At 61.9% G+C, this 14,288-nt stretch carries 13 protein-coding genes; 4 read left to right on the top strand and 9 right to left on the bottom strand.

The features are described from left to right. From NTD88_RS18555 to NTD88_RS18535, 5 genes are all read right to left on the bottom strand, one after another. Positions 1-707: PepSY-associated TM helix domain-containing protein (locus NTD88_RS18555; protein ID WP_262191743.1), on the bottom strand; the 707-nt coding region annotated here is incomplete at its 3' end. Continuing rightward, positions 704-991: a DUF3649 domain-containing protein gene (locus tag NTD88_RS18550; protein WP_175653259.1), complete on the bottom strand. Its 288-nt coding sequence runs from the start codon at positions 989-991 to the stop codon at positions 704-706. The genes NTD88_RS18555 and NTD88_RS18550, both read right to left, overlap by 4 nt. A gap of 40 nt (positions 992-1,031) precedes the next feature. Then, a complete protein-coding gene (locus tag NTD88_RS18545) occupies positions 1,032-3,251 on the bottom strand; it encodes a TonB-dependent siderophore receptor (RefSeq protein ID WP_262154076.1) in 2,220 nt (739 codons plus the stop codon). 143 nt (positions 3,252-3,394) lie between these two features. Beyond that, the gene (locus NTD88_RS18540) at positions 3,395-4,732 is read right to left on the bottom strand and encodes a sensor histidine kinase (RefSeq protein ID WP_262154077.1); all 1,338 of its coding nucleotides are present in this window, start codon (positions 4,730-4,732) and stop codon (positions 3,395-3,397) included. Further along, the gene (locus tag NTD88_RS18535; RefSeq protein WP_262154078.1) at positions 4,729-5,454 is read right to left on the bottom strand and encodes a response regulator transcription factor; all 726 of its coding nucleotides are present in this window, start codon (positions 5,452-5,454) and stop codon (positions 4,729-4,731) included. Before NTD88_RS18535 ends, NTD88_RS18540 begins: the two co-directional genes overlap by 4 nt. Positions 5,455-5,703: 249 nt before the next feature. On the opposite strand from NTD88_RS18535, the gene NTD88_RS18530 reads away from it, so the two are divergent. From NTD88_RS18530 to NTD88_RS18520, 3 genes are all read left to right on the top strand, one after another. Next, positions 5,704-6,183 (top strand): hypothetical protein, encoded by a 480-nt coding sequence (locus tag NTD88_RS18530; RefSeq protein WP_262154079.1) that lies wholly within the window; start codon positions 5,704-5,706, stop codon positions 6,181-6,183. A 3-nt stretch (positions 6,184-6,186) separates the two neighbouring features. Beyond that, a complete protein-coding gene (locus tag NTD88_RS18525; RefSeq protein ID WP_262154080.1) occupies positions 6,187-7,647 on the top strand; it encodes a PAAR domain-containing protein in 1,461 nt (486 codons plus the stop codon). A 437-nt stretch (positions 7,648-8,084) separates the two neighbouring features. Beyond that, positions 8,085-8,483: a hypothetical protein gene (locus NTD88_RS18520; RefSeq protein WP_262154081.1), complete on the top strand. Its 399-nt coding sequence runs from the start codon at positions 8,085-8,087 to the stop codon at positions 8,481-8,483. A gap of 78 nt (positions 8,484-8,561) precedes the next feature. Here the strand turns inward: NTD88_RS18520 and NTD88_RS18515 are convergent, their stop codons facing one another. The 4 genes from NTD88_RS18515 to NTD88_RS18500 form a co-directional block, all read right to left on the bottom strand. Continuing rightward, on the bottom strand, positions 8,562-11,045 hold the full coding sequence (locus NTD88_RS18515) for a TonB-dependent siderophore receptor (RefSeq protein ID WP_262154082.1): 2,484 nt from the start codon (positions 11,043-11,045) through the stop codon (positions 8,562-8,564). 74 nt (positions 11,046-11,119) lie between these two features. Then, positions 11,120-12,067 carry a FecR family protein gene (locus NTD88_RS18510; protein WP_262154083.1) on the bottom strand — a complete coding sequence of 316 codons (948 nt, stop codon included), beginning with the start codon at positions 12,065-12,067 and terminating at the stop codon, positions 11,120-11,122. Beyond that, positions 12,064-12,576, bottom strand: coding sequence for a sigma-70 family RNA polymerase sigma factor (locus NTD88_RS18505; RefSeq protein WP_262154084.1), 513 nt, complete (start codon positions 12,574-12,576; stop codon positions 12,064-12,066). Before NTD88_RS18505 ends, NTD88_RS18510 begins: the two co-directional genes overlap by 4 nt. A 64-nt stretch (positions 12,577-12,640) precedes the next feature. Next, positions 12,641-13,246, bottom strand: coding sequence for a LysE family translocator (locus NTD88_RS18500; protein WP_262154085.1), 606 nt, complete (start codon positions 13,244-13,246; stop codon positions 12,641-12,643). A gap of 130 nt (positions 13,247-13,376) precedes the next feature. Between NTD88_RS18500 and NTD88_RS18495 the strand changes: the two genes are divergently transcribed. After that, positions 13,377-14,246 carry a LysR substrate-binding domain-containing protein gene (locus NTD88_RS18495; protein WP_262154086.1) on the top strand — a complete coding sequence of 290 codons (870 nt, stop codon included), beginning with the start codon at positions 13,377-13,379 and terminating at the stop codon, positions 14,244-14,246. Positions 14,247-14,288: the final 42 nt, after the last annotated feature.

The following is a 14,288-nucleotide window of genomic DNA, read 5'->3' as shown; positions in this document are numbered from 1 at the left end:
TGCTGCGCCGCCGGCATGCCGCGCAGGGCCCGGTTCAACGCATCGCGATCGCCATCGAACAGCGCGTCGGACGCCGCCGGCATGTAGATCAGGTAGAAAATCACCAGCCCGGTGTAGGTGATCATCAGGTGGAAGGGCAGCACCAGCACCGCCGTGGCGTTGTGCGCGTCGAGCCAGGAGCGCTGGCCCTTGGCCGGGCGGAAGGTGAAGAACTCCTTGAAGAATTTCTTGTGGATAACGATGCCGCTGATCAGCGCCGCGAGCATCGCCATGGCCGCCAGCCCGACCACCCAGATGCCGATGTTGCGCGGCAGGTTGAGGGTGAAATGGAAGCGGAAGAAAAAGCTGCCGCCCGCGGTTTCGCGCACGTCCAGCAGCTCGCCGGTGTGCGGGTCGAGCGCGGTGCCGCCGCCACGGCGCTGCTCGCCGGCGGAAACGGTGAGGTTCGGCGAACGCTCGCCGGGCAGGCCGATATTCCAGGCGCTGGCGCCGGGATGATTACTTTGCAGGTAATCCAGCCCGCGCTGCACGGCCTCGTCCTGGCTAAGGTTGTGGGTCGGGATTTCCGGGCGCATCCAGCCGTCGATTTCCTTGTCGAACACCGCGAGGGTGCCAGTCAGAAAAATCGCGAACAGGACCCAGCCAAAGATCAGCCCGCTCCAGGTGTGCATCCACGAGAGCGATTGGGTGATGGTCTTCGGTTTCATCCCAGGGCCTCCATCAGTTGCGGCCAGAAGCCGATCACCGCCAACGGCACTGCCAGCGCCAGCCCGGCCCAGGCGCGGGCAGCGCTGCGGCAGGCGAAGGCCCAGAGGATGACGCCGGTGTAGACGGCGAAGGACAGCAGGCTGGCGCTGATCAGGGCGTCGACCTTGTCCAGCGGCAATAGCCGGGCCAGTGCGGCGGTGAAGGCATAGGTAAAGGCGTAACCGCCCAGAATCGCGGCGACGATGCGGGAGAGCATGGGCCAGGAGAAGGTTGTTGTTTTCATGGGGGGGCTCATGTTTCCCGCTGGCCTTGAAGGTCTCTGATCAGAAGCTGGTCGTCACCGACGCATAGAACGCACGACCCGGTTCGTTGTAGGTGCTGGCACCCGAGCTGGTGCCCGCGCCTTCGCGGTACACGCGCTTGTCGAACAGGTTGTTGATGCCGGCACCGAACGACAGGTTCTTGTTCACTTCATACGTGCCGCCAACGCCCCAGACGTGATACGGATCGAGGGTCTTCAGCTCGTTCTGCGCGGTGACGTCGACGTCACGGGTCGGGTTGAAGCGGCGCGGCTCCTGCTTGCCGTAGTAGGTGCCGGTCAGGCTCAGCGCCAGGGCCTGGGTCACCTGCCAGTCGAGCATGGTGTTGACGGTGTATTCCGGCACCACCGACAGCGGGTTGCCGTCGCTGTCTTCGTTGGAATCCATGTAGGTGAAGTTGGTGTTCCAGCTCAGGATCTCGCCAGCCTCGCCCAGCAGCGGCACGCCGACGTTGCCTTCCCAGCCCTTGACCACGGCGTCCTTGGCGTTGTCCCAGCGCAGGATCGCTTCGTTGGCCGAGGTGCGCCCGGCGAGGTCGTTGGACGAGACGATCTTGTTCTCGTAGTCGTTGCGGAAGTAGGTCAGGCCGGCGCTCCAGCCGTCGCGGGCAAAGCTGATGCCCAGCTCCTTGTTGATGCTGATTTCCGGGTCGAGGTTGTCGTTGCCCAGCACGTAGCAGCCGTTGGAACTGAGGCTCGGCGCACAGCCGTTGCCGTTGCTGCGGTACAGGTAATTGGGGTTGGACTGGTACAGGTTCGGCGCCTTGAAGGCCCGGGCGACGCCGCCCTTGAGGGTGATGTCGTCGGTGAGCTTGTACGAGGTGTTCAGGCTCGGGCTCCAGTTGGCGCCGAACTGATCGTGATGGTCCAGGCGCAGGCCCGGTGTCAGGTACCAGTTGGGCGTCAGCTCGATGTTGTCCTCGGCATACACCGCCATGATGGTGGAATCCATGTCGGTGGCCCGCGCGCCCGCGGCGGAGTTCGGCAGGGTGGTGCCGATGGCGCGGTTCATGGTGCTCGGGTCATCCAGTTCCTGGTAATTCCACTCGGCGCCGAGGGTCAGGGTTTGCGCCACCAGCACCTGCAGCGGGATGTCCAGTTGGCCCTGGACCAGGTAGCTGTCGTAGGTGCTCAGGGACTTGTCGTTGCCGCTGATATCGCCGTCGACCGAACCGGTCTGGCCTTCCAGCAGGCGGTCGTTGCGGGTCTTCTCGTACTGCGCGAGCACACGCGACGTACCGAACTCCCAGTCGCCACGGTGGGTGACGGAGAAGTTCTGGCGGTACATCGTGTTGGTTTCGCGACCGAGCCACTGGTTGACGGTGCTGCCCGGGGTCAGCGAATCGGTGCCGCCGGTGCCCACGTCGCCGGTGTAGATATTGCCCTGGCGGCTGAAGCCGGTTTCAAAATCGAGGGTCTGCTGGTTGTCCAGCGCCCAGCTCAGCAGCGCGTTGACGTCCTTGTTGCGCACGCCTTCGCGGCCCGCGGCGAGGGAGGCGCCGGACGCGGTGTCGGTGTGGGCCTGGTTGATGTCGGCGTCGTCGGCATCGGTCTTGTTCAGGTTGCCGTAGACGCGGAAGGTCAGCGAGTCGGTCAGCGGGCCGGCGAGGCTGAAGGTGGTGCGCTTGGTCACGCCTTCGGCATCGTCTTCGGGCAGGTTGGTGAAGGCCGAGATGCTGCCAGTCAGGGCCTGGGTCGGGCGCTTGGTGATGATGTTGACCACGCCGCCCATGGAGCCGGAGCCGTAGCGCGCCGCGGCCGGGCCGCGCAGGACTTCGATGCTCTCGACTTCGTTGGCCGGGACCCAGTTGCTGTCGCCGCGGGTGTCGCGCTCGCCGGAACGGGTGTAGCGCACCGAGTTGCGCGAGGTGACCGGCTTGCCGTCGATGAGGATCAGGGTGTTTTCCGGGCCCATGCCGCGCAGGTCGATCTGCCGGTTGTTGCCACGGGTACCGCTGGCGCTGTTGCCGGTGAGGTTGACGCCGGGCATCTTGCGGACGATCTCGGACAGGTCGTTGACCGGCGGGCGTTTCTTGATGTCTTCCGCGGTAATCAGAGAGACGCCGGGCGCCTGCTTCAGCTCTTCCGCGGCGGTGGCCACCACATGGGTGTCGCTCAGCTCCAGCGCCTCGCCGGTCTGCGCGTCAGTGGCGGCCAGCAGGGTCGAAGGGGATGCGGCCAACAGGGCCAGGCAGAGGTGATTGAGCTTGAATCGGGGTTGCATCGACGACGCTCCTTTCGCAATGAGGGCCTGCAGAAAAGGAGCGAGAGGAATGGAAAAACGATGACATCCGACTCACCCCAGGTCTGCCCGGGACGAGCGCGAATGCTATAGATTCGTAAATGAGAGTAAATCTTTTTTACATTTCATACACTTCTCAGCCTGAGGTTGACGCGCAGCCCTGGCGTGCGGTTTTGCGCCCAGACTTCGCCGCCCTGCAACTGCACCACACTGCGCGCAATCGACAGCCCCAGGCCGAAACCATCGCCGCCCGGACGCGCGGCGTTGAGCCGGGTGAAAGGCTGGAAAATGCTTTCCAGCTTGGCCGGCGCCACGCCCGGGCCCTGGTCTTCGATCCACAGGTGCCACTCGTCGCCATCACGGTTGCCGCCAAGGCGCACGATCCCGCCCGGCGGCGAATGACGCACGGCGTTGCGCAGAATGTTTTCCAGCGCCTGGGCCAGGCTGTTGAGGTTGCCGAGCACGGTGCAACTGGCGGGCAGCTCGTTGTGCAATTGCTCGGCGGGCCAGCCGCTTTCGTAGCAGACGTCCTCGCACAGCACCTCCCACAAGCGCCCGATATCCACCGGTTCCAGCGGCAGCAGCGGGCGTTCGGTGTCGAGCCAGACCAGCTCCAGGGTGTCGTTGATCAGCCGCTCCATGCTTTGCACTTCCCGCTCAAGACGCTGACGCAGCGCGGCGGTGTCCTGCTCGCGCTCGCCGGTGACGCGCAGGCGGCTCAAGGGCGTGCGCAGCTCGTGGGACAGGTCGCGGAGCAACTGCCGCTGAAAATCGACGGTGCTTTCCAGGCGCCCGGCCATGTGGTCGAAAGCCCGCGCCAGCTCGCCCAATTCATCACGCCGGCGGGTCAGTTGCGCGCCGACCCGGGCCGAGAGATTGCCGGCACTCAGGGCGTTGGCCTGGCGCCGCAGAATCACCATCGGCGCGATCACCGTGCGGTACAGCAACACGCCCAGACCCAGCGCCAGGCATGCCGGAAGCAGCCGCTCCAGCAGCAGCCGCCACAGGTGGTTGTACTTGCGCGGGTCCAGGCGCGGCGGCAGGTCCATCACCAGCCGGGCTTCGCTGTCGCTGAACGGGATGTAAAAGGTCGGCGTGCCACCGGGCCGGCCCACCGACCAGTCCAGCGGCCGCATGAAGTTGAGTTTCTTGCGCTCGCGCCCGCGCAACGGGCGCGATGACAGCGACAGGTCATGCTGCCCGACCACCGCCGCCCAGACGCCTTCTCGCGCCCTCAACGAAGCCAGAAACCCATCGACCCCGGGCGTGCCGTTTTCGGTCCAGGCGCTCTCCGCCTCGCGGGCGTAGTCCGCGAGAATCTGCCGGGTCGGCTCGGGCAACTTGGCGGTCGTCATCTCGATGCGCTGACTGACATCCACGTGCAGGCTGATGATCAGCAGGCTCAGCAGGGCAATGCCGCCGACCAGTTTCCAGAACAGCGAATGGCGGTTGGGCAATGTCATGGCGTCACGCGCTTGAGCACATAACCGGCGCCACGCACCGTCTCCACTCGGCCGGCGCTGTAGCCGATGGACTGCAATTTGCGGCGGATATGGCTGACGTGCATGTCCAGGCTGCGATCGTGGATCGAATAGGCCCGGTGCAGCGCCTGCTGGTAAAGGAAGGTCTTGCTCAGCACCTCGTTGGGCGAGTGCAGCAAGGTTTCGAGGATGCGGTATTCGGTGCTGGTGAGATCCGCCCAGACACCGTTGTTGCAGACATCGCTGCGCAGCGGATCGAAGGTCAGGTCAAGCGCCTGGCCCAACGCCTCATGGCCGCTGTGGTCCGCACGCTCGTAGGCCACGCGACGCAGGATCGCGTCGATGCGCACATCCATCTCGCCCATGCTGAACGGCTTGGGCAGGTAGTCGTCGGCGCCCTGGCTGAAGCCGACGATACGGTCCTGCTCGGCCCCCAGCGCCGACATCAGGATCACCGGCACGCGCTGGCGGCGGCGCAACTCGGCGAGCATCTCCAGGCCATTGCTGTCGGGCAGCAGGATATCCAGTAGCACCAGGTCATAGGCGCCGTCGCGCACCAGCTCGACCACGTCGCTGGCGTCATGCCGCACCGTCACGGCAAACCCGCGCTGGCCCAGGTGGCTGTCGATATGGGCGGACAACACCGGGTCGTCCTCGATGGCGAGGATACGGATCGGAGCGCGTGGGAAAGCAGCGGCCTGCATGGGGGCACCTTGCAAATGAGAATGTTTCTTTGTCGCGTATTCTGACTAAAGATGCGGAAGATGCCCACAGGCGGATGTCTATTTTTCATCCATGCCCCACATTAACCATCAAAAAATCCCTATCACCTTTTAGGAAACGTCTGATGTCTTTCCGCTAACCAAACCTCCAGGGTTGCAGGCTCCCAACCGACAGGCACCGCTGTTTTTTCATTCAGAAAAACAAGCGGACCCTCTGCAAGGAGCAGCACCGTGGACAGCACCACTCCTCGCTTTACCAACGAAGTGTCTGCAGAGTTTCTGCAGTCACTCGACGAATCGCCCAACGCTCCTGAAACCCTCGTAACCTTCGCCGAATCCGTGCGCGATCAGGTGCTGCAGCAGAACGAGTATTGCCAGACCCATCCGGCGCAATCCATCCACCGCCTGGCCTGCGAAGGTAGCCGCACCCGCAAGGGCGGGGTCATTCGCAAGACAACCAGCGAAATGCGGATCACATTGCACAACGGCCTGGAGGTCGGCGTTGCCCAGGCTGGAGATGTCGCCGAATACTCGGACGGCAGCAGCGCAGCAATCCTGCCCCACAGCCTCGAGGAAGGAAGCCACATCGCCGTGGTCGGCAGCCGCCTCGCCAACGGCGACGAAATCATCGACACCCTGCAGGACCAGGTCTTTCTCATCTCGAGAAAGGGCCTGCTCTCCTCCGATGGCGTGTATGTGACGGAGGACTGAGCCATGGCCCGCGTACTGGTAAACGGCCTGGGGCACGGCCTTCATGGTGACAAGACCACAACGGGCGCCATCTGCCTCGGCAGCCTGCCCTACTCCACCCAGGGTGGCCGAGGCGTACTGCGCCTCGGCGACAGAACCACCGAATGCCCAAAATGCGGCAAGGTGGGCACCCTCGTTGAAACCGCACCGACCATCCTCTGGAACGGCAAGCGCGCAGCGCTGCACGGCGCGCTGATTCAGTGCGATTGCCCGGCGGGCAGCAACCGGCTGATCGCGCTGAAGGAGCAGGCGGCGGCAAGGTCGGTAGTGGCAAACCCTTTGCAAACAACCGCAGGCCCCTCCTCCCCACAGCCGTTCGCCCCACCGGCTACCGCCGCAGGCTCGGCTTCTTCCGTGTCCGGCGCGTCGGCTGTCTCGACCGCAGACGATAACGATCCCGCCGAGCCCGGCTTCTACATCGTGCAGAAATCCATCAGCCGCTCCGCGCTGGAAACCGAACTGTTTGGCAATACGCCGTCCCCCGAGGTGATGCGCAAGTTCAATGGGCTAAATGGCAGCCTTGGGAACGACATCGTGAAAGCCGGGCAGTTGGTGGTGCTTGGTGACCCACGCAATTACATGTGCAGGCGGGAAGAAGCACATTTGATGGAAGCGGCGGAGGAGGTTGCCGTGGCGTTGGCTGATTTGACGCCAGCGGACGCGGATTTCATGACGGAACATCAGTCCCAAATCGCGGCGATTCTTGGAAGTGCTTCAACCTGGACCGGTGTTACTGCTGCCGGCATGGAAAAACATATGGGCGAAATCACCCGTACATTGCAGAAACTCGAGGCGCTGTATGTCGATACGTATCGCAGCTATGGCCGTCTCAACGTACCGGAATTTTTCAGCAAGCGAAAAGTTATTCTTGATGAGCTCAACGTCAAGTTGCTCAACGCCTCAAAAATTCGCAGCCTTCTCTCGTTGGGCAACCACCCAAAACTACAAAAATCCTTGCGTATTTCAAGCAAGAGCCTTGTGCATCACTGGAGGAAGGCAGGCGGCCCCGGGGAAATTCCAGGATATTCCAAGCACATAAATATCATTAGCAAGGCAACCACGTATATGAAGCACGGTGGATATCTGGCTATTGGTATAGGAGGTATCTCATCGGCCCTCTTAATCAAAGAGGCATGCGACATCGGCTCGACAGAAACTTGTAAAAAAGCCGAAATAACGGAAACATTAAAATTCACAGGAATGGCTCTAGGCGGTTATTACGCAGCAAAAACCGCGATGAAAGAAAGCGCTTTTGTCTGCTACAAACTGGCGCCAAACCCTAGAAAATATGTGGCTTGTACTGTAGCCGTTGTCGCTACGTCTTCTTATTTCGGCGCCGAATTTGGAACGGTTGTCGGACAAGCAACTGGAGAAATCGTCATAGAGGTGGAAGAGGCCGTTCGCGACCACTTCCTATACGACTGACATGGGAATTTGGACCGCATTAACATTTTCGATAATAATTTTTGGCATCCCCGTCACGTTCGTCATCGCACTTTCTCATCGGATCTACATCACGAGAAAGTACCTCAACGAAATGATGGCATCCATCAAGTGTAGCCCTGACTTATCCACGACCATGGAACTCTACGTATCACAAGGGCTTTCGAGACGGATACTTATCCCCAGCCTTTTGCATGGAGCAGTCTTTCAGGCCAGATTTATTTCGATCGGACTTATTTCTCGCTGTGATGCCGAGCACTTCCCAAAACACTTAAAAAACATACTAGCAAGGGATAACACTCTCCAGAAAATTGGACTCGCCTGGTTTTTACTGGCTTTCCTTATATTTATAGCCAGAAAATACATAAAGCAACTTGCCACACTCTAAACCGTTTTAATTCAGGATCTATAAACACACCATGATTGACATGACGATGTGGTCAAAAGGTATGTGGCTTTGCATTATTGGCATCGGCTTTATTATGCTTTATGCAGTTATCAAGATAGACAAAAAAATCGAAGAAATGCACCACAGGGAAATTTTCAAGGCGATGCCCAATAGCAGCTACGTAGTGTTATCCGAGCATCTTATAACGCATGGAGACAAACACGAGAAAAACAACGCGAAAACCCTTTTGAATCACATTATTCTCCACCCGCACCTCTACACACTTGATGATCGGGTATGCGAAGACGACATCAAGAACATTCCACCCCACATAGAAAAATGGAGCAAAACCTCAAGACTAATGATCATATTCCCCCTGATATGGATACTGGCTTTCACTATCCTCATGAAGCTGATTGGTAATTACTGAATTTCAAAACGATCATTGTGAGCACATGCCCCTTCCATAACGGTGCCCCTCACTTAATGATAGGGCACCTTGTATCCCTTAAAACTCCAGCTTCGTCGTCACCATCACATTCCGCGGCGCCCCATAACTCCCGCTGTAGAAGTTCTCATCCAGCGAACTCACGTACTTCTTGTCGAACAGGTTGTTGACCGTTGCGGTCGCCGACCATTGGGAGGTGAGTTGATAGCGGGCCATCAGGCCGACCGTGGCGTAGTCATCCTGCGTGTAGGTCGACGGCGACGGCAGCATCCAGCTCTCGGAGGTGAAGTGGATGTTGCTCTGCCAGTTCACGCCGGCGCCGACGGTCAGGCGCTCCAGCGCGCCGGGCAGGCGGTAGGTGGTCCAGAGCTTGAAGATGTCCATCGGGATGATGGTCTTGATCCGCTCGCCTTCGCTGTCCTTGACCCGCGAGTGGCTGTAGCTGGCGTCGACGTTCCAGCCCGGCAGGATCTCGCCGCTGACTTCCATTTCGAAACCGCGGGTGGTGGTTTTCTTCGGGGCGTAGGCGGTGTCGTAGTCGGTGCCGATGATGATGCCGTCGGGCACGTTGTCGTTTTCCAGCTTCACCTCGAACAACGCGAAAGCGGTGTTCAGGCGACCGTCGAAGTACTCGCCCTTGAGGCCGATTTCGTAGTTGTCGCCTTCTCGCGGGTCGAGCAGTTTGCCGTTCTGGTCCTTGTAGGTCTGCGGCTTGAAGATGCTGGTGTAGCTGGCGTACAGCGAGTGGTTGTCGTCGAGGTCGTAGACCACGCCGGCATAGGGTGTGACCTCGCCGCTGACCCGCACCGAATCGTCGGTGTTCAGGTAGACCATGGCCGGGACGTTGTAGTGGTAGCTGGCGCCGTATTTGTAGTTGCTCACCCGGGCACCGAGCACCAGCGACAGGTCATCGGTGGGCTTGAGGCGGGTCGCCAGGTAGGCGCCGTTCTGCCGCTGCTGCAAGTTGTCGTCTTCGCGGTTGATGCTGTACGTCGGGCGCGGGCCGTAGTTGTCCCAGGTGCGGATATTCACCGGCAGGCCACTGACGAGGTTGTTGCTGCCACCGGACGCGGTGGGATGGCCGAAGCCGTTGCGGCGGTTTTCGTAGTTCTGGTAGTTGAAGCCCATGACCAGTTCATGCTCGCGACCGAAGGCCTGGAACGGGCCGGAAAGCATCAGGTCGAGGCCTTGCTGCTTCTGCCAGTTCTCGCCTTTGGTGGCGGTGTATTTCAGGCCGCTGCCGGTGGCCGGATCGACGAAGCCGGTGGACGTGCCGGCGATCACCGAGTCGTAGTCGCGGGTGCCGTAGAGGTAGCTGGTGGACAGTTTCAGGGTCCAGTCATTGGCCAGCTTCTGCTCGATGGAGGCGAAGCTGTTGATGATTTCCTGATGGTTGCTGCTGTCGCGGCTTGCCGGGTTGTCGGAGCGCGAGGTGTGCAGCTTGTTGCCGTACTTGTCGAGCAGCGGCAGGCCGGTAGTGGAGAACCCGCGCGGATCGCTGTCCAGATAGTCCACGCCGACGGTGAGCAGGGTGCTGTCGCTCAGGTCGAATTCGGTGATCCCGTAGAGGATGGTTTTTTCCTGCTGCAGGTGGTCGGTGAAACTGTTGCCCTGTTGATACGCCGCCACCGCCCGGCCACGCACATTGCCGCTGTCGGTCAGCGGGCCGGAGACGTCCACTTCCGTGCGGTACAGGTCCCAGGAGCCGAGGCCGGCGCTGACGTAGCCCTTGAAGGTGTCGGTGGGGCGCTTGCGCACCAGGTTGACGGTGCCGGAAGGATCGCCCGCGCCGGAGAGCAAGCCGGTGGCGCCACGCACCACTTCGACCCGATCATAGATCGCCATGTCCGCCAGCGCATGGGGCAGCGCCTGGCTGAAGGCGAAGGACGTGGTGGGCATTCCGTCGAACTGATAGTTGTCGATGGCCAGGCCACGGGAGAACACGTAGAGCCGGTCGCTGCCCGGGCTCTGCACGTTGAGCCCCGGCGCTTGCTCCAGCACCTGGCCGATGCTGCGCAGGTTCTGGTCGTCGATGCGCTGGCGGGTCAGCACGCTCACCGACTGCGGGGTTTCGCGCAGGCTCATGTTCAATTTGGTGGCGGTGTTGGTGGCACCGGTGGTGTAGGAACCGGTGCCTTCGGTGGTGCTCCCCAGCCCCACGCCAGTGACACTGGTAGCGCCCAGTTCGAGGGCGCCGTTGACCTGTGGAACGTCGATCAGCACATAACCATCAGGGCTGGATTGAGCCTGCAGGCCCTGCCCGTGCAACAGCGTGGCGAACCCTTCCGGCACGCCATAGCTGCCTTGCAGACCGGTGCTGCGCTTGCGTGCCACTTGCTCGGCATTGAAGGAAATCGCCACGCCGGATTCGCGGGCATAACGGCTCAGCACATCACCCAGCGCGCCGGCCGGGATGTCGTAGCGCTGCACCTGTTGCTGGGCCTGGGCCGGCAAGGTCGTGAACAAAGGGGCGCCGACGATGGCGAAGTGAATGGCCAGCGCCAGGGCACTGCTGGCGTTGCGGGGGCGTAGCGATGCAGACATCTTCCGTAGTCCTCGTTAGGTGTTGGCTAGTACAAGGACGCACGGCGAACGATTAGTGGAAAAAGGTTTGAGAATTATTTCTGTTTGAGACGGACGCGGGTCAGCCACGGGGTGTAGTGCTCGACCTGGATCGGCAGGCTGCGCGCCAGCAGGCGCAATGCGCGCTCGCTGTCGTCGGCGGGCAGCACCGCGGACACTTTCAGGCCGGCCAGGGCCTTCGCGTCATAGCTCAGGTAACCGCCATGATGACGGGCCAGGCGCTCCAGCACCTGGTTCAGCGGCTGCTCGCGAATTACCAGTTGATGAGCGTTCCACGCCTGCTCCAGCCCCGCCCCGTCCACCGGTTGCGCCGGCTGGATGCCATGGCCGTCGAACTGCACCTGTTGGCCGGCCGGCACGGTGACGCTGTCGCCGGCGCTCTTCACTTCGGTGCTGGATTCGATCATCGCCAACCGCGTGGACTCACCCAGCCGCTCGACCACGAAGCGCGTGCCCAGGGCACGTACGCTGCCGTGTTCGGTGACCACCAGGAATGGCCGGCTGGCGTCCTTGGCCACATCGACGAGGATTTCGCCGCTGACCAGGCGCAGGGTGCGGGTTTGCCCATCGAATTGCAGGTCCACCGCCGAACGGCCATCGAGCTGGATGCGGCTGCCGTCGGGCAGTTGCTGGCTGCTCCATTGGCCGACGCCCGTGCGGATATCGGCCATCAGGTAGGCCGGCGGAAATTGCTGCAGCGCCAACCCGACGGGGATCGCCAGGATTGCCGCGACGGCCAGTGCCTTGAGGCTGCGCCGCGTCCGCGAACGCGCGACCACGGTGCCCAGCGCCGCGCGCACCGGTGCGCTCGGCAGGTCATGCAGTGGCGCCAGACTACCCTGTAGCGCCTGAACGGCCTGCAGATGAGTAGGATCGGCAGTCAACCAGACGCGGAAGGCTTCCCGTGCCTCGGCATCCGGCTCGTCGTCCATGCGCACCAGCCATTTGGCCGCCTGACGCAGCACCGCCGCCGGGAGCTTCACAGCACACCACCGGCGGCGTGGCATTGCAGCAGTGCCTGAACCAGATCGTTCTGCACGGTCTTGGTCGAGACGTTCAATTGCTCGGCGATCTGCGCATGGCTCAAGCCATCCAGATGGCGCAGGACGAACACCTGGCGCATGCGCGGCGACATGTTTTCCAGCGCCCGGGCAATGTGTTCCAGGGCCTGCACCGCAGCCATCACCTGTTCCGCAGACGGTGCCTGCTCCATGAGTTCGGCATGCCGCGCCAGTTCATCGCGGTAAGCCTGTTCGAGCTTGTGCCGACGGCTGCGGTCCACCAACAAGCGCCGCGCCACGGTGGCGAGAAACGCCCGCGGCTCACGCGGCGTGACATAGGCGCCAGCGCCCAGCAGACGGATGAAGGTGTCCTGGGCCATGTCCGCAGCATTGTGCGGACAGTCCAGGCGCCGCCGCAGCCAGCTCAGCAGCCAGCCGTGATAGCCCTTGTACAACGCATCGAGACTGTCTGCTGGCGGAGTGGCTTTCATGGGATACAGGACTAAATGGGAATGATTCTATCTTACGGCGCTGACACAGAAAGTTGCAATCCGCTCAACGCACACTGGCGAACAGCACCGTCACGCCGAGTCCGAGCAGCGCCATGCCGATCACCCGGTCCACAAGCAATTGACGCTCGATCATTACCCGGCGCAGCGGCGCACTGGAAAAGCTCAACGCCACCAGGCTGAACCACAGCCAGTGGGCCACGGACATGAACAGGCCGTAGCCGAATTGCTGCGCCAGCGAACTGCCCGGCCCGACCACCTGGGTATAGGCGCTGACCACGAACAGCAGCGTCTTGGGATTGAGCGCGTTGGTGAGGAAACCCGCAACGAAGGTGCCTCTGGCTGCGGGCGCTTCGCCGTCCAGTGACAGGCGGCGGGTGTTGGTCAGCGAGCTGTAGCCGAGGTAGATCAGGTAGCCGGCGCCGAGCACTTTCATCAGCAGGAATAGCGTCGGCGAATGCTGCACCAGCACGGACACCCCGAGCACGGTGTACAGCACATGCACCTGCACGCCACAGGCGATGCCGAGCGCGGCGAGCAGACCGCTGCGCCGGCCGAAGGCATAGCTGGCCCGAGTGACCATGGCGAAATCCGGCCCGGGGCTGATGACCGCCAATACGGTGAACAGGGCAACGGCGATGAGTTCGTTCACAACAGGTTTCCTTTCTGAATAGGCGAGCAAATAGCGCAGATCGACTGCGCGGGCCGACATTATCGAAAGCCTGCCCATTGCTTAAAAAGCGATTTATAGTGCGGCAAATCCGCTAGTTTTCCTCACAGATATGAAATTGCCCGCGCTCACCGCTTTTCGCTATTTCGACGTTGCCGCGCGCACCGGCAGCTTCGTCCGCGCCGCCGAACAGTTGCACGTTACCCATGGCGCGGTCAGCCGCCAGGTGCGCTTGCTGGAAGCGTCGCTGGGGGTGGAGCTGTTCGAGCGCCGCAACCGCGCGATCTTCCTCAATGCCGCCGGCCGCGCCTTGCTGGCAACCACCCAGTCGGTGTTCGAACAACTCGAAGGCACGGTCTACCGCCTGCAACAACAGGCCAGGGAGAACGTGCTGGTGTTGTCTTGCGAGCCGACCCTGGCGATGAAATGGCTGATCCCGCGACTGCCGGCGTTCCAGGCCGCGCACCCGGATATCCAGTTGCACCTGATGGCGGCTGGCGGCCCGGTGGATTTCGCCCGCAGCGGCGTCGACCTGGCGCTGCGCCGCGACGACTTTCAGTGGGAAGACGGGCTGCATATGCGCAAGGTCTGCGACGAGTGGGTCGGGCCGGTCGTCAGCCCTTCGCGGTCGTTGCCCGCGCAGGGATTCACCGGCCAGCGCCTGCTGCACAGCACCACTCGCCCTGGCGCCTGGGCCACCTGGCTGCGCCTGAGCGGACAGCCGGACAACAGCGAAAGCCGCGCCGACTACGAACATTTCTACCTGTGCATTCAGGCTGCGGTGGCGGGCCTCGGCGTGGCCATGGCGTCGCGAATGATGGTCGGCGATGAACTCGCCAGCGGGCAGTTGCAGGCGCCCCACGGTTTCGTTCGCGACGGCTCGGCGTATGTGCTGCTCTGTCCGCAGCCTTGGGAGGAATCGGAGAAATGCCGGCGCTTTGCGGACTGGGTGGTTGAGAAGACCCACAGCAATCCGGCGTGAGGTTACACTCGGCCCTCAGAATTTTCCGACGCAAGGACTGCA

This window comes from Pseudomonas sp. 20P_3.2_Bac5, assembly GCF_025466035.1.
Taxonomy (GTDB): domain Bacteria; phylum Pseudomonadota; class Gammaproteobacteria; order Pseudomonadales; family Pseudomonadaceae; genus Aquipseudomonas.
The sequence above is the reverse complement of the archived record's forward strand: the minus strand, read 5'-3'. Positions and strand labels throughout refer to the sequence as shown.